The organism is Micromonospora matsumotoense, from assembly GCF_900091525.1.
Taxonomy (GTDB): Bacteria; Actinomycetota; Actinomycetes; order Mycobacteriales; family Micromonosporaceae; genus Micromonospora; species Micromonospora matsumotoensis.
This window is the reverse complement of sequence record NZ_FMCU01000004.1, coordinates 476,413-491,319: the sequence shown is the minus strand read 5'-3', so window position 1 is coordinate 491,319 and position 14,907 is coordinate 476,413. Positions and strand designations below refer to the sequence as shown.

The 14,907-nt window shown below is 72.4% G+C and carries 16 protein-coding genes; 10 read left to right on the top strand and 6 right to left on the bottom strand.

Going from position 1 to position 14,907, the window contains the following annotated elements; translation table 11 throughout:
- The first annotated feature begins 34 nt into the window (after positions 1 to 34).
- The 3 genes from GA0070216_RS11860 to GA0070216_RS11850 all read left to right on the top strand — a co-directional run bounded on the left by GA0070216_RS11860 (position 35) and on the right by GA0070216_RS11850 (position 2,165).
- Entirely contained in the window at positions 35 to 637 is a 603-nt protein-coding gene (locus GA0070216_RS11860; RefSeq protein ID WP_091244021.1) for a mycothiol-dependent nitroreductase Rv2466c family protein, read from the top strand.
- A gap of 75 nt (positions 638 to 712) precedes the next feature.
- Positions 713 to 1,567 carry an arylamine N-acetyltransferase family protein gene (locus GA0070216_RS11855; RefSeq protein WP_176738929.1) on the top strand — a complete coding sequence of 285 codons (855 nt, stop codon included), beginning with the start codon at positions 713 to 715 and terminating at the stop codon, positions 1,565 to 1,567.
- 25 nt (positions 1,568 to 1,592) lie between these two features.
- Complete coding sequence (locus tag GA0070216_RS11850) at positions 1,593 to 2,165, top strand: DNA-3-methyladenine glycosylase I (RefSeq protein ID WP_091243824.1); 573 nt, start codon at positions 1,593 to 1,595, stop codon at positions 2,163 to 2,165.
- A gap of 57 nt (positions 2,166 to 2,222) precedes the next feature.
- Here the strand turns inward: GA0070216_RS11850 and GA0070216_RS11845 are convergent, their stop codons facing one another.
- From GA0070216_RS11845 to GA0070216_RS11825, 5 genes are read right to left on the bottom strand one after another with little or no spacing between them, the layout of a single operon-like run.
- Positions 2,223 to 2,924, bottom strand: coding sequence for an ABC transporter ATP-binding protein (locus tag GA0070216_RS11845; RefSeq protein ID WP_091243820.1), 702 nt, complete (start codon positions 2,922 to 2,924; stop codon positions 2,223 to 2,225).
- Positions 2,905 to 3,663: an ABC transporter ATP-binding protein gene (locus GA0070216_RS34500; protein ID WP_176738928.1), complete on the bottom strand. Its 759-nt coding sequence runs from the start codon at positions 3,661 to 3,663 to the stop codon at positions 2,905 to 2,907. The genes GA0070216_RS11845 and GA0070216_RS34500 overlap by 20 nt, the downstream gene beginning before the upstream one ends.
- Positions 3,660 to 4,637: a branched-chain amino acid ABC transporter permease gene (locus GA0070216_RS11835; RefSeq protein WP_091243812.1), complete on the bottom strand. Its 978-nt coding sequence runs from the start codon at positions 4,635 to 4,637 to the stop codon at positions 3,660 to 3,662. Before GA0070216_RS11835 ends, GA0070216_RS34500 begins: the two co-directional genes overlap by 4 nt.
- The gene (locus GA0070216_RS11830) at positions 4,634 to 5,521 is read right to left on the bottom strand and encodes a branched-chain amino acid ABC transporter permease (protein ID WP_091243809.1); all 888 of its coding nucleotides are present in this window, start codon (positions 5,519 to 5,521) and stop codon (positions 4,634 to 4,636) included. The genes GA0070216_RS11835 and GA0070216_RS11830 overlap by 4 nt, the downstream gene beginning before the upstream one ends.
- A 26-nt stretch (positions 5,522 to 5,547) precedes the next feature.
- Positions 5,548 to 6,744 (bottom strand): ABC transporter substrate-binding protein, encoded by a 1,197-nt coding sequence (locus GA0070216_RS11825; RefSeq protein WP_176738927.1) that lies wholly within the window; start codon positions 6,742 to 6,744, stop codon positions 5,548 to 5,550.
- 522 nt (positions 6,745 to 7,266) lie between these two features.
- Here GA0070216_RS11825 and GA0070216_RS11820 point away from each other — a divergent pair.
- Both GA0070216_RS11820 and GA0070216_RS11815 read left to right on the top strand, forming a co-directional pair.
- Positions 7,267 to 7,626 carry an MmcQ/YjbR family DNA-binding protein gene (locus GA0070216_RS11820; protein ID WP_091244018.1) on the top strand — a complete coding sequence of 120 codons (360 nt, stop codon included), beginning with the start codon at positions 7,267 to 7,269 and terminating at the stop codon, positions 7,624 to 7,626.
- Entirely contained in the window at positions 7,623 to 8,066 is a 444-nt protein-coding gene (locus tag GA0070216_RS11815; protein ID WP_091243803.1) for a hypothetical protein, read from the top strand. Before GA0070216_RS11820 ends, GA0070216_RS11815 begins: the two co-directional genes overlap by 4 nt.
- 63 nt (positions 8,067 to 8,129) lie before the next feature.
- Here the strand turns inward: GA0070216_RS11815 and GA0070216_RS11810 are convergent, their stop codons facing one another.
- On the bottom strand, positions 8,130 to 9,416 hold the full coding sequence (locus GA0070216_RS11810; protein WP_091243800.1) for a cation:proton antiporter domain-containing protein: 1,287 nt from the start codon (positions 9,414 to 9,416) through the stop codon (positions 8,130 to 8,132).
- Between the two features lie 606 nt (positions 9,417 to 10,022).
- On the opposite strand from GA0070216_RS11810, the gene GA0070216_RS11805 reads away from it, so the two are divergent.
- Genes GA0070216_RS11805 through GA0070216_RS11785 form a run of 5 tightly spaced genes read left to right on the top strand, consistent with a single transcriptional unit; the run spans position 10,023 to position 14,856 of the window.
- Entirely contained in the window at positions 10,023 to 10,637 is a 615-nt protein-coding gene (locus GA0070216_RS11805; protein ID WP_176738926.1) for an FMN-dependent NADH-azoreductase, read from the top strand.
- 49 nt (positions 10,638 to 10,686) lie between these two features.
- Positions 10,687 to 11,532, top strand: coding sequence for an SDR family NAD(P)-dependent oxidoreductase (locus GA0070216_RS11800; protein WP_091243795.1), 846 nt, complete (start codon positions 10,687 to 10,689; stop codon positions 11,530 to 11,532).
- 44 nt (positions 11,533 to 11,576) lie between these two features.
- Positions 11,577 to 12,656 (top strand): class I adenylate-forming enzyme family protein, encoded by a 1,080-nt coding sequence (locus GA0070216_RS11795; RefSeq protein ID WP_218108174.1) that lies wholly within the window; start codon positions 11,577 to 11,579, stop codon positions 12,654 to 12,656.
- Positions 12,657 to 14,027 carry an aldehyde dehydrogenase family protein gene (locus GA0070216_RS11790; RefSeq protein ID WP_091243791.1) on the top strand — a complete coding sequence of 457 codons (1,371 nt, stop codon included), beginning with the start codon at positions 12,657 to 12,659 and terminating at the stop codon, positions 14,025 to 14,027.
- Entirely contained in the window at positions 14,014 to 14,856 is an 843-nt protein-coding gene (locus tag GA0070216_RS11785; protein WP_091243788.1) for an acyl-CoA synthetase family protein, read from the top strand. The genes GA0070216_RS11790 and GA0070216_RS11785 overlap by 14 nt, the downstream gene beginning before the upstream one ends.
- The last annotated feature ends 51 nt before the right edge of the window (positions 14,857 to 14,907 follow it).

The following is a 14,907-nucleotide window of genomic DNA, read 5'->3' as shown; positions in this document are numbered from 1 at the left end:
GACGGTGCCTGAAGTGAACCGAATCCTGGTGGACATGTTCGTCGACCCGGTCTGCCCGTGGGCGTGGCTGACGTCGCGCTGGCTGCTCGACGCCGAGCGGCAACGCCCGCTGGACGTGCGATTCCGGATCATGAGCCTGTCCGCGCTCAACGAGGGACGCGCCGACATCGACGCGTTCTACCAGCGCAACATCGGACCGTGGCGGCGGCCGGTACGGGTGCTGATGGCGGCCGAGCAGCAGCACGGGCCGGACGCCGTCCGGTCGCTCTACGACGCCATGGGCACCCGCCGACACGTCAAGGGCCAGTCGTACGGGCCGGCGCTGTACAAGGCGGCGCTCACCGAGTGCGGCCTGCCCGGGGGCCTGGCCGACGCGGCGGACGACGCGGGGCTCGACGACGCGGTGCGCAAGAGCCACCAGGCGGGGATGCAGCCGGTCGGGCTGGACGTCGGCACGCCGACGATCCACGTGCACGTGCCCGGCGGTGATCCGGTGGCGCTGTTCGGCCCGGTGGTCACCCCCGCTCCGCGCGGCGAGGACGCCGCCCGGCTCTGGGACGGCTTCCTCCTGGTCGCCCAGACCCCCGGATTCTACGAGCTCAAGCGCAGCCGCACGAGCGGCCCGACGACCCGCTGACGACCGACCGGGGCGGTGCCATCTCCACGGATGGCGCCGCCCCGGCGTCACGGGGGGAAAGGTAACTGTCCCGACATGCAGGAGCCGTCTGTGACCCGGATCGGTGACGAGGTGGTGCATCGCTACCTCAGCCGCCTGGACGAACCCGGTCGGCCCCGGGTGAACCTGGCCACCCTGGTCCGGCTGCACGAACGCCACGTGCGGCGGATTCCGTACCACAATCTCGACATCCGGCTGGGGCTGCCCACCGACGTCGACCCCGCCGGCAACGCCGCGCGGCTGGCCGGCGGCGACGCCGGTTACTGCTTCCACCTCAACGGCGCGTTCGCCGCCCTGCTGGCCGCGTTGGGCTTCGACGTCACCCTGCACCGGGGGCAGGTGAAGAAGGCGCCGGCGCTGCCGGACGGCGTGCAGTTCGCCAACCACCTGACCATGACCGTCACCCTGGAGGGCCGGCGCTGGTTCGTCGACGTCGGGCTCGGTGACGGGCTGCTGGGCCCGGTGCCATTACGTCCCGGCGTGGTCCGACACCCGCCGTTGACCTTCGGCTTCGCCGAGGCGGCGTGGGGTTGGCGGTTCACCCACGACCCCCGTGGGTCGTTCACCGTGATGGACTGGGAGGACCGGCCGGCGCAGCCGCACGACTTCGCCGAAGCCCACCACGTGCTCTCCACCGCGCCGACCTCCACGTTCGTCCGCCGGCTCATCGTGACCAACCGGGGCCCGGACGACGTGGTGTGGTCGCTTGTCGACTGCCAGCTGACCCGCATCGACGGCGACGGCGTGCACCACCGGGTGCTGACCACCTTCGACGAGTGGCGTCGGGAGCTGGAGGACACCTTCCTGCTGCGGCTCGACGACGGGCACACGGCCGGGCTGCGGCGGTTGTGGCAGCGGTTGCCGCGTCAGCGCAGCATCCCGGCGGGCTGACCCCCGCCCCCGACAGGAGACGACGATGCAGATCAGCACCGGACCCGACGGCGTGCCGCGCTGTGGTTGGTGCACCGGCACCCCCGTGTACGTGGCGTACCACGACGACGAGTGGGGTCGGCCCGTGCACGGCGACGCCCCGCTCTTCGCACACCTGGCGTTGGAGACCTTCCAGGCGGGGTTGTCGTGGTCGACGATCCTGCACAAGCGGGACGCCTTCCGGTCCGCCTTCGACGACTTCGTCCCCGAGACGGTCGCCGGATACGACGACACCGACGTGGCCCGGCTGCTCGGCACCGAGGGCATCGTGCGCAACCGGGCGAAGATCGAGGCGACGATCGGCAACGCCCGGCTCGTCGTCGCGCTGGCCGGCGGCCTCGACGCCCTGCTCTGGTCGTACGCGCCGGCCGGTGGGCGGGCCCGTCCCCGCACGGCGTCGGAGGTGCCGGCCCGTACGCCCGAGTCGACCGCGATGGCGCGGGAGCTGAAGCGGCGCGGATTCCGGTTCATCGGCCCGGTCGGCGCGTACGCGCTGATGCAGTCGACCGGGATGGTCGACGACCACCTGGTGGGCTGCCACCGCGCCGTCGACGGCTGAACCCGGCCCGGTGCGGCCCCACCAGCGACGGCGGTGGGGCCGCACCGGGCCGGGCGTTCACCCCGCGACGCCCAGCAGACGCCGCATCGTCGGCAGGTCCCCGCGCAGTTGCGGGGTCGGGCACCGGTGCACGATCAGGCCCCGGACCATCACCGCCGCCTGCTCGGTCACCCCGAGGGCCAGGTGCAGGTCGTGTTCCACGAGCAGCAGCGTCAACCCCTCCCGGACCACCATCCGCAGCGCCTCGGCCACCTGGTCGACGACGATGGGCGCCAGCCCCTCGGACGGCTCGTCCATCAGGATCAGCCGCGGGTCGGTCGCCAGGGCCCGGCCGATGACGAGCATCTGCTGCTCGCCCCCGGACAACTGCCCGGCGAGGTGCCGCCGGCGCTGCGCCAGGCGGGGGAACACCTCGTAGACCCGCTCCGTCGGCCAGGTCCGGCCGCCGTGCCGGGTGGCCAGGGCCAGATGCTCGTGCACCGTCAGCGCCGGCCAGACCCGCCGGCCCTGCGGCACCAACGCGACACCGGCGCGGGCGAGCCGGTCGGGCCGCCACCCGGTGACGTCCCGACCGTCCAGCAGCACCCGCCCGCCGGTGGGCCGCAGCAGCCCGGCGAGGGTGCAGACGAGGGTGGTCTTGCCGACCCCGTTGCGGCCGAGCAGGGCCAGCGCCTGACCCGCGGGCAGGTCGAGGTCCAGCCCGTGCAGCACCTGCCCCTGCCCGTAGCCGGCGGACAGCTCACGCACCTCCAGCTTCACCGTGCACCTCCTCCATCCGACCGCCGAGGTACGCCTGCTGCACCTCGGGACTACGCCGTACCTGCTCGGGCGTGCCGCTGTGCAGCACGGTGCCGAGGTGCAGGACGCTCACCCGGGTGGCGACGTCGAACACGACGTCCAGGTCGTGCTCGACGAACACGATCGTCACGGTGGGCGGCACGCTGCGCAGCAGCTCCACCAGCCCACCCCGTTCCTCGCCGGACATGCCGGCGGCCGGCTCGTCCAGCAGCAGCAGTTGCGGCTTCGCCGCGAGGGCCACCGCGATCTCCAGCCGGCGGCACTGGCTGTAGGACAGCGCCGCCGCCGGCACGTCCGCCAGGTCGGTCAGGCCCACCGGGGCGAGCGCCTCGGCCACCTCGGCGCGGTGACGCCGGTCGGTGTGCCGGGCCAGCAACCGGCCACCGGTCAGCGCCAGGGCCACGTTCTGTGCGGCGGTGAGCGAACCCAGCAGGGTGGAGTGCTGGAAGCTGCGGCCGATGCCCGCCCGGGCCCGCCGGTGGACGGGGTCCCGGGTGACGTCCCGGCCCCGGTAGTGGACGGTGCCGGCGGACGGCCGTTCCTCCCCGGCGATCAGTTTCAGCAGGGTGCTCTTGCCGGCGCCGTTCGGCCCGATGAGCGCGTGCCGGTCGCCGGCGGACACCGTCAACCGCACCCCGCGCAGCACCGTCAGCGCGCCGTAGCGGTGCTGCACGTCCTGGCAGCGGAGCAGATCGATCACGAGGCGGCCCTCCTCAGCCGGATCCGGGCGATCCCGGTGGGCAGCAGATAGACGACGAGGACGAACAGCAGCCCCAGGGCCAGCGGCCCGTGACCGTCGAGGGTCGCGCCCAGTGAGTCCCGCACGACGATGACCAGGGCCGCGCCGAGGCAGGGGCCCCACCAGGAGCCGGTGCCGCCGATCACCACAGCGAGCAGGGCGAGCGCGGAGGTCTCGAAGCCGACGTCGGCCGGGGTCACCAGCCGCTGCTGGGCGGCGAGGAGCCCGCCGGCCAGCCCGGCGACCGCCCCGGCGAAGACGAGCGCGCCGAGCTTGATCGCGGTGGTCCGGTAGCCCAGCGCCCGCATCCGGTCCTCGCTGTCGCGGATGCCCCGCAGCACCACGCCGGGGGCCGAGGTGGACACCAGGCGCAGGGCGAGCATGCCGACGACGAAGAAGCCCAGCACATACCAGTAGGTCGTGGCGGGTTGGTCGAGGACCGTGCCGAACAACGTCGGCGCCGGTACGCCGTACAGCCCGTTGGAGCCGCCGGTCACCGACTCCCAACTGTCGGCCGCCTGCTGCGTCAGCTCGCCGATGGCCAGGGTCAGCATGAGGAAGAACACGCCGCTCGCACGGACGGCGACCGCCCCGGCGACCAGCGCCACGAGGGCCGCGACGACCACCCCGACCAGGAGCGCCCCCGCACCGGCCAGCCCGTGGATGGCGGTCCAGGCGGCGGCGTACGCGCCGACGCCGAAGAACGCGGCGTGTCCCAGGGACGGGAGTCCGACGACCCCGACGAGCAGGTTGAGGCTCGCGGCGAGCAGTCCGAAGACGAGGATCCGGGTCAGCGTCGTCGTCGCGTACGGGGCGAGGTAGAGCGGGGCGGCGGCCAGCAGCAGGGTGCCGGCGGCGATCCCGGTCGCCGTGCGGGCTCCCACCCCCAGCCGGGGCCGGGCGGGCGCAGCACGGGTCTGGGCCAGGGATGTCATCGTCGTCCTCCCGGGGCGAGGGTGAACAGGCCGCGCGGGCGGACGACCAGCACCGCCGCGAGCGTGCCGAAGAGCAGGAAGGAGGCCAGTCCGGGCAGCACCGCCCGACCGACGGACTCGACCTGACCGAACAGCAGCGCGGCGATGAGCGGCCCCCGGATGGAGCCGAGCCCGCCGACCACCACGACCACCAGGGCGAGCACCAGGATGGTGGTGTCCAGCCCGGGACGGGCGTGGTAGATGGGTGCGCCGAGCAGCCCGGCGAGGGTGGCCAGCACCGAGCCCAGGACGAACACCCCGCCCCGGACCAGGCGCGGGTCCACCCCGACGGTGGCGACCATGTCCCGGTCGCTGACCGTGGCGCGGAACAGCGCGCCGAGCGAGGTGCGTTCGACGGTCCAGTAGACGGCGGCGGCGAGCAGGGCGGCGATCCCGACGAGGGCGAGCCGGTAGCTCGGGTAGCTCCAGCCGGCGATGGTCACGGTGCCGTCCAGGCCGGCCGGTGGCTCGGTGGCCCGGACGTCGTCGCCGAAGAGCGCGGACAGGATGTCGGCGGCCACCAGGGCGATGCCGAGGGTGAGCAGCGCCTGTTCGAGGTGGGAGCGGCGGGACAGCGGCGCGGTCAGCAGCGACAGCAGGCCACCGGCGGCGGCCCCGAGCACGACGACGGCGACGACCGCGCGGGCGAGCGACGGCCAGGTCTGCTGCTCGCCGCCGATCCACCAGGCGAGGTAGGCGCCGGTGAGGAACAGCGCGCCGTGGGCGAGGTTCAGCACGTCCATCATGCCGAAGATCAGGGACAGGCCGGCGGCGGTGATGAACAGCAGCAGCCCGATGGCCAGGCCGTTCACCATAGCCGTGACGGCGATCTGCGTGGTGGGCATCGTGGAGGCTCCGTCCGGTGGTGCGGTTACGACTCGGGGTCGAGCGGACCGAGGTCCTCGACGACGCTGTTGACCGGTGCGCCGGCCCTGGTCCGCACCCGGCGCAGGTAGAAGTTCTGCCGGGGCGACTGCTGTACGAAGGACCACGGTCCACGGGGGCTGTCGGTGAGCACGCCGACCGAGCCGAGGGCCGCGGCGAGGCTGTCCCCGTCGACGGCGCCGGCCTGCGCGACGGCGCGGGAGAGCACCTCGGCGGCGTCCCACGCCTGCACCGCGTACGCGGTGGGGGTGGCGTCGTAGGCGGAACGGAACGCCTGGCCGAACGCGGTGTTGGCCGGGTTGTCCAGTTCGGAGGTGTAGTGCAGCGTCGACAGCACCCCGTCGGCCGCCTGGCCCTGTGCGCTGAGCACGCCGCCTTCGACGAGGAACCCCGACGCGTACAGCGGGATGGTGCGGGAGAGGCCGAACTGGGCGTACTGCTTGACGAAGGCCACCGACTCGGCACCCCCGAAGAAGCAGAAGGTGCCCTGGGCGCCGGAGGACTGGATCCGGCTGAGGAAGGGCTGGTAGTCCTGGGTCTTGCCGAACGGCGGCTGACTCTGGCCGACGATGGTGCCACCACCGGCCCGGTAGGCGTTGCTGAACCCCTTGATGGCCTCGGTGCCGGCGACGTAGTCGGGGGCGATCGCATAGACCCGGCGTACGCCGCTTTCGGCCAGGTGCCGTCCCATCGCGGCGGCCACCTGGGCGTTGGTGAACGAGGTACGCCAGATGTAGGGGCTGCGGTTGGTGCCGGTGATGGCGCCCGCGCCCGCGTTGGCGATCACCAGCAGCCGACGGGCGCTGGTGACCAGGTCCCGCACGCCGAGGGCGGTGGCGGAGCTGACGATGCCGACCAGCACGTCGACCCGGTCGTTCTGGAGCAGCTTCTGCACGGCCGGCACGCCGGTCTGCGGCCCCTCGCCCTCGTCGGCGACGACGGTGGTGACCCGCCGCCCACCCAGCCGGCCGTCGTGCTGGCGCAGCCAGAGGTCCCAGCCCCGCTGGATGTCGACACCCAGCGGGGTGTAGACCCCGGCCTGCGGGATGACGAGGCCCACCTTGACGGTGTGGCCGTCCCCGCTGGCCGCGGCGGCGCCGATGCTGCTGCCACAGCCGGTGAGGCCGGCGACGCCGAGGCCGGCGCTGATGCCCAGAAATGTCCTGCGGTTGATCCCGGTCATGGCCCAACTCCCGAACGTATCGAGCAGGATTAGTGGCCTGAAGGTATGGCCGGCCGTCGGGGGCGGCCAGAGCCACATCACCGCGCGGTCCGGGACCACTCCGGCGGCGGGCGGGGCCGGTGCCGCCGACGCGACCCGCCCCGCGTCGTCGCCCGTCCGGGTGCTCGCGGGGACGGCGACGATTGGTCCTGTCGACCGGCGGCAAGTGGCCGTTTCCCGCACCGGCGACCCGTGGCACGCTGCTGGTCGCCGTCCGGTCCGAACAGGTGAGGAGTCCCCGTGCGCGCGTACGGCCGGCGGGACGGCTCCGCCGAGGTCCACGCCCCCGCGGTACGCGTACCCCTGGGGCGGCTGCCGGCCGCACCCCGATACCCGGCCGCGGTGTCGTGCCGGCCGCTCCCGGTGGCCCGTCCCCGGGTGCGGGCCGGCGCGTCCGCCCGGACGGCAACCGGCGTCGACCGTCTAATGGGCGGTACGCCCCACTGCGGGCGTGGCCGCCCGCTGACCCGGAGGGAACCGACGATGTTGACACCCGAGCAGGTACGGGAGTTCGCCCTCGCGCTGCCGGAGGCAGTGGAGCAGGAGACGTGGGGGCATCCCACGTTCCGGGTGCGGGACCGCATCTTCGCCAGCACCTCCGCCGACGGGGTGGTGGCGATCATCAGGGCGTCGAAGGAGGACCAGGCCGAGCTGATGGCGGCCGACCCGGACACCTTCGACCCGGCGGACTACTTCGGCCGGTTCGGCTGGGTCCGCGCCCAGCTCGCCAGGGCGGACCCGGACGAGATCCGGGAGCTGGTGGTGGAAGGGTGGCGGCGCGCGGCGCCGAAGCGGCTGGTGGCGCACTACGACGGCGCTGCGGCCCGGGTTCCGGGGCGGTGAGCACGGTGGCCGCGATCATCCTGGGCTGGAACCCCCAGCGTTGGAACGGGTGGACGCCGAGCTACGAGGCGCTGACCCCGGGGGTCTCCCCGCAGCGCACGTTGGCCGGTTCGTGGACGGTGGGACGGCGGGTGAACATCCCGGTGGGCGCCGACGCCTGGCTGCTGATGCAGGGTCGCCAGCGGGGCCTGGTCGGGCACGGCGTGGTGACCCGGGCCCCGTATCCCGGTCCGCACGACCGGGACCCGGAATCGACGACGAACTACGTGGACGTGGCGTGGGACGGGCTGCTGCCGGTGGCGGAGCGGATCGTTCCGCAGGTGTTGAAGACGGAGGCGTCCGGGGTCGCCTGGGACTACGTCTTCAGCTCGGGCACCGGCGTGCCGACCGCCGCCGAGGCGCAGGTCCACCAGCTCTGGCAGCGGCACGCCCTGGACTGAACCGCGGGGCCGGTCCCGGTGGCGCGTCGCGCGCGCCACCGGGACCGGCCCCGCAGTCGGTGTTCAGCGGGTGGCCGGCACGGGTTCGGCGGCCAGCATGGGCACGTCGTCGCTCGCCGGCATGCGCGTCGCCAGCAGCGGGCCGGCCATCGCGGTGGTCACCAGGGCCATGACGACCATCATGGTGAACAGCTGTCCGTCGAGGACGCCGAGGGAGACGCCGATGTTGAGCACGATCAACTCGGTCAGCCCCCGGGTGTTCATGAGGATGCCCAGTCGACGCGCCTGTGGCCAGGGCAGGCCGAAGGCCCGCGCGGGCAGGGTGGCGCCGGCCATTTTGCCGACGCAGGCGACCAGGATGATCGCGGCCAGTTCGAGCAGGTTGGTCAGGGTCAGCGCGGCGATGTCGACGCTGAGTCCGGTGACGATGAAGAAGACCGGCAGCAGGACCAGGCCGATGTTCTCGAACGGCACCCGGACGTGCGTGGTCAGCGGCTCCGCCGGTTGGCGGGGCATGACGAACCCGAACGCGAAGGCCCCGAAGATGGCGTGGATGCCGATCCAGGTGGTGGCGTAGGAGGACAGGAAGACACCGGCGGCGGTGATGGCCGCGAGCTGGTAGGTGTTCGGACCGATGCGGCGGATCAGGGCGGCCAGGCCGGGGCGGACCGCGAACGCCATGACCGCGATGTAGCCGGCGGACATGAGGACCACCTGGGCGAGATCGGTGGCGTCGCGGGCGGTGGCGACCGCCGCGACCACGGCGAGGATGCACCAGGCCAGCACGTCGTCGATGGCGGCGCTGGCCAGTGCCAGCACCCCGACCTGGGTACGGGACAGGCCGCGGTCGCGCAGGATGCGGGCCAGGACCGGGAACGCGGTGATGGCCATGGCGGCGCCGAGGAAGAGGGCGAACGCGACGAACGGCACGTGGGTGCCGCCGATCGTCGCGTGCCGGGGATAGATCAGCCTGGCCAGGCCGACGCCGAGGGTGAAGGCCAGAGCGATGGAGCACACCGACACCGACAGGGTGAGGCTCTTGCGTCGGGAGATCATGCGCCGGTCGAACTCCCACCCGACGAGGAACATGAACAGCAGGAGGCCGACCTGCGAGATGGCCGACAGGTACGGCCGCGCGGCGGCGGGGAAGAGCAGGGCGGTCAGGTCGCCGGGGAACAGGCCGAGCAGGCTGGGGCCCAGCGCGATGCCGGCGAGGATCTCGCCGATCACCACGGGCTGCCTCAGCCGGCGGGCGATCCCGCCGAACAGGTGGGCTACCAGGAGGACGAGGGCGATGTCGGCCATCACGATTGCAGCGGTGAGTTCGGCCGGGGTGGCTACGGACTTCATGAGATCTCCGGATCTGGGCGGGAGAAGGCTGGTCCGGGTCGGCGCCGGTGTGTTCACGGCGGCGCGGATCACCGACCGTAGCAGCGGATTTTCCCGCCGGACACGGCCATGTCCGGCGGGTTGAGGGTGCCATTTGCCGATTGGTCGCGGTGGTGGTGGGGGCCGGTGGGAATCGCGTCCACCGTCCACCGTCCGCCGTTTAATCACCGGCCCCCGTCGCGCCGGCGGGAAGAATGCAGAAAAAGCTGACCTGTAACGGGGTGGTCAGCATGCCGACACCGCTTCGATAACCTGAAATGGTGCATTCCAGAAGAGTGGTTCCGGCGATTGTCGTCTATGGCCCGATTTCCGGGATGCCAATTGGCCACGCTGGGTGACGCTGCGGCTACTTCGTGACATGAGTCCTGGATGGCGGGCTGCTCAGTGGTTCTGTCCCGGAGCAGGGAATGGCTCTGGTTGCCCTCCTACCGGTGGGTTAGCCTTCCTGACGTTCCGTCCTTCCGTCGACACAGAGAGTGGAGTCATGGCGCGTTTGTCAGGCCTCGGCAGTCATTGCGGCCGATCCGGGGCGGCACTGCCCGGTGCCGAGCCGCAGAGGTCCGAGCGGTGACCCGACTTCTGCACGTCAGCGCCTCCCCGCCCGGCCCGGGTAGCCGTTCGGCGGCGGTCGCCGAGGCGTTTGTCGACGCATTCCGCGAGCGTTACCCCGGGGCGACCCTCGACGTGCTCGACCTTTCCTCGACCACCTTGCCCCCGGCCGGCGTCAGCGCGGTGACCACGGAGAAGAACGCGGCCGGCTCCGGCGGGCAGGCGGCGTTGCGGCAACAGACCCGCGACCTGGAACGTCGCTTTACCGATGCTGACCACTATCTGTTTTCCGTGCCGATGTGGAACTTCGGAATCCCATACCTGCTCAAGCACTTCATTGATGTCGTCACCCGGCCCGGCCTGACGTTCCGACTCGATCCGCGACACGGCTACCAGGGCCTGCTCACCGGCCGACGGGCCTGTGTCGTCTATACCAGTGGCGTCTACACCCCCGGGTGCCCACCGGAGTTCGGCGTCGACTTCCAGTCTTCCTACCTCAACTACTGGCTCCGGGTCATCGGCGTCGACCCCGTGATCGAGATCGCGCTGCGCCCCACCGACTTCACCCGGTCCCTGGCCGCCGATCTGGACCGCGCCCGGGAGGACGCGCGCAAGGCCGCCCACACCATCTGACCGCACCCGGCCGACGACGCGTCGGCCCGTACCGCAGGAGGGAAGCAGCATGTCCGTCTGGTTCGTCACCGGCGCGTCCCGGGGCTTCGGCCTGGAGATCGTCCGCCAACTGCTGGAGCAGGGTGAGCAGGTCGTCGCCACGGCGCGCAACACCAGCAGCCTGGCCGACCTGCCCTACCCCGACCGGTTGCTCGTGGTCCCGCTCGACGTCACCGACCAGTCCCAGGCCGACCGGGCCGTACTCGCGGCGGTGGAGAGTTTCGGTGGCATCGACGTGCTGGTCAACAACGCCGGCCGGGGCCTGCTCGGGGCCGTGGAGGAGGCCACCGACGCCGAGGTCCGGGCGGTGTTCGACGCGAACGTCTTCGGCCTGTTGAACGTCACCCGCAGCGTGTTGCCCGTGCTGCGCCGTCAGCGCCGGGGCCGGGTCATCAACATCAGCTCGGTCCTCGGCTTCAGCGCCAAGATGGGCTGGGGCGTCTACGCGGCGACGAAGTTCGCGGTGGAGGGGCTCAGCGAGGCGCTGCGGGTGGAACTGGAGCCGGTCGGGGTCCAGGTGTGCCTGGTGGAACCGGGCCTGTTCCGTACCGACTTCCTCGATCCCTCGTCGCTGTGTTTCGCCGGCCGGGAGTTCCCGGATTACGCCGAGACCGCCGGGCGGATCCGCACCTGGTCGGTCGGACACAACCACGCGCAGGCCGGGGACCCCGAGCGGGCGGCGGCGGCCATCATCGCGCTCGGCCGCAACCCGCAACCGCCGTTCCGGCTTCCGCTCGGGGTGGACTCCGTGCAGCGCATCGGCGAGAAGCTGGCCGAGGTGACGCAGGAACTGGAGGCCACCCGCGAGACCGGGCTGTCGATGTCCTACCCGGAGCCGGCCACCGTCGTCCGCTGAGGCGGTGCGTGGCGGATCCCCCAGACGATCGGTGAGGAGCGAGGATGGACACGATGACCACGGCGCTGGCACCGGGCCGCGTCGAGACCTTCGACGAGCGGTTGCGGCGGTTGCTGCGCTGGCACTTCGACCCCGAGACGGGTTCGGCGTTCTGGCTGCGCCAGCGCCGGTTGCTCGACTTCGATCCGCTGCGTGACATCGACGGCGCTGCCGATCTGGTGCGGTTTCCGGACCTCACCGAGCAGTTGCGGCACGTGCCGGTCGGTGACCTGATCCCCCGTGGCCTGACCGGCACCGGCTTCCGGGTGTACGAGTCGGGTGGGACCAGCGGGGCGCCCAAGCGCATCATCGACCGGGACTACCGGCGTCGGCTGCTGTCCTGGGCGATGCAGCGGCTGCGGGCGCACCACATCGCGGATCCGGCGCACTGGCTGCACCTCGGCCCGAGCGGGCCGCACGTCTTCGCCTACGACTGCGCCCGCTACGCCGCCCTCGGCAACGGCATGTTCCACACTGTCGACTTCGACCCGCGCTGGGTCAAGAAGCTCGTGGCGGCGGGGGAGAGCGACATGGTCAAGCGGTACGTGCGGCACCTGCTGGACCAGGCGGCCGAGGTGCTGCGGTCGCAGCCGATCAAGGTGCTCAGCACCACGCCGCCGCTGATCGAGGCGATCTGCGCGGACCCCGAGCTGCACGCCGCCGTCGAGCGGACCGTCGAGACGATCATCTGGGCCGGCACCTCGTTCAGTCCGGAGAGCCTGCGCCAGGTGGAGGAGGTCTTCTTCCCCGACACGACGCTCGTGGGGATCTACGGCAACACCCTGATGGGTGTCGCGCCGCAGCGGCCCCGCCGCCCCGGGGACCGGCACCTGTGCGTGTTCGAGCCCTACCAGGAGGCGGTGTGGATCGACGTGGTGGACGACCGCGGCGCGGTGGTGGACTACGGTCAGCGCGGCCGGGTCCGGCTGAGTCTGGTCAGCGAGGAGATGTTCCTGCCCCACGTCATCGAGCGGGACACCGCCGTCCGGGTGGAACCCGTCGGTGACGCCACCCTCGACGGACTGGCCGAGATCGGCACCGTGGCCGAGGTCGGCGACGTCCGGGTGATCGAGGGGGTGTACTGAGTGGCCGGCATCGTGGTGGAGCCGATCGTCTGCGGCCGGCCGGTGCGCAGCCTCGACCGGGCCCCGCTCGCCGACGTCCGGGGCGACCTGCTGGGCGAGGTGGGCATGGTGCCGAGGCTGATGGCCGTCGGGGCGGTGACCCGGGCCCGCCGGGCGGCCGACGGCCGCCCGGTCGGGCACGAGCTGTTGCTGCGGGCCGCCGAGCTGTTCGCCACGGCGGACCTCGACGGGGAGACTCCCGACGAGTACGAACGGCGGGTCGCGCTCGCCGCCGGGCTGCCCCGGGTCACGGTCCGCCACGCCGTGGCCGACATCGTGCGCAGCCTCACCCACCTGCCCCGCACCACCCGGGCCGAGCTGCCCGAATCCCGGTTGGGCGACGGTTACCAGACGGCCTGGGTGCCGGCCGGCCGGCTCTTCGCGGCCGTGATGGCCAGCAACCACCCGGCGCCCAACGACTCGTGGCTGCACGCGCTGGCGCTGGGCTACAGCGTGCTGGTGCGCCCCGGCACCCGGGAGCCCTTCACCGCCCGGCGGTTGACCCTCGCCCTGCTCGCCGCCGGCCTGGCGGAGCACCGGATCTCCTTCCTGCCGGGCGAGCGCGCGGTGGGGGAGTACCTGTTGGAGGCCGCCGACCGGGGCATCGTGTACGGCGGCAGCGACGCCGTGCGGCGGTGGGCCGACAGCGCGACGGTCACCACCCGGGGGCCGGGCCGCAGCCGTGCCCTGCTCGACCGGCCGCTGACCGACGACGTGCTCGACCATCTCACCGTCAGCGCCGCGTACGACGGGGGGACCCGGTGCAACAACATCTCCCTGGTGCTGACCACCGGGGAACCCCGGCAGGTCGCCGCCGCCCTCGGCGCCCGCTTCGACGCCCTGGCCAGCCCGGAGGTGACGGCGTCCGATGCCACCCTGCCCGTCGTCGACGCCGGCCGTGCCGAGGCCCTGAGCCGGCAGCTCGCCGGGCTCACGCACGGGGCGACGGTGCACACGGCGGCGGGCGCGGACCCGCTGGTGCGGTTGCCGGACGGCGCGTACCGCCCGCTGCCCACCGTCCTGTCGACGGACGATCCGCGCCACCCGGCGGTGGGGGTGGAACTGCCGTTCCCGTTCGTCGTGGTCGCGCCGTGGCGTCGTGCGGACGGCACCGCGCCGCTCGGTGGGGCCCTGGTGCTCAACCTGTTGACCGACGACGCCGACCTCCGGGCCGACGCGGTGGCCGATCCGAGCATCCGCAAGGTGACGTGCGGGCTGACCCTGCCCTGGGACAGCACGCCCGGCATTCCCCACGAGGGCAACCTGTCCCTGTTCCTGTTGCAGTCCAAGGGCGTCGTCTCGACCGGAACGAGGGATCATGCGTTGGCTTGAGGAGTTACTTTCGGACGGGTGGTGGGCCACCGGCCAGGCGGTGCGGTTCCAGTTGCCGCACCAGTCCGAGTCGTCGATCACCTACGGCGACCTGCTGCGTCAGGCGGCGACGTTGGCCGGGCGGATCGGCGAACCCGGCGAGGGCGCGCAGATCCGCCTGGCCATCCTGACGATGGGCAGCGCGGAGGGGCTCGTCGCCCTGCTCGCCGGGCTGATCGTCGGCGCGGTGGTCATCTCCACCCCGATCCAGACGACGAGCCCGTGGTCGGCGGACCTGCTGGGTGATCCGGACGTGGTGCTGACCGACGCGACGGGCGCGGCGGTGTTGCAGTGCCACGAGCGGTTGATCGGCGCACGACCGCGATACCAGGTGCTCACCGTCGATCTGACGGAACCCGCCAAGGCCAGCGTCCGGCCGGACGTCTGCACGGACCAGGACGACGTCTGCAAGGTCGCCTACCTGGACCAGGACAGGTCGCCCCTGGTGGTGGCGCTGACCGGGTTCGCCCTGAACGCCGCGGTCCGGCAGCCGGACCGCCGGCCGGTGGGCGCGGCGGGCGGGCTCGGCAGCCTCACCGGGCAACTGGCCAGCTACCGCACGCTGGCGACGGGGGGCGTCGTCGATCTCGTCGCCCCCCGCCGGGCCGGTAGGTCCATCCTGGACGCCGCGATGCCGGTGACCCTGCCCCGCCGTACGGAGCGGATACCGGCCGACTCCACCGCTACCTTTCCGTACATCGTGGACAACACGGCCCAGTTGGACAGGCTTGTGTCGGGAATCGTCCTGCCGGCCGGGTCCGGCGCGCTCTCGTCAGTAGCTAAGTTGTAAGCATGGTCATTTCCGTTTCTTGAGCCGGTTCGGTCGGGAGACGGATCGTCA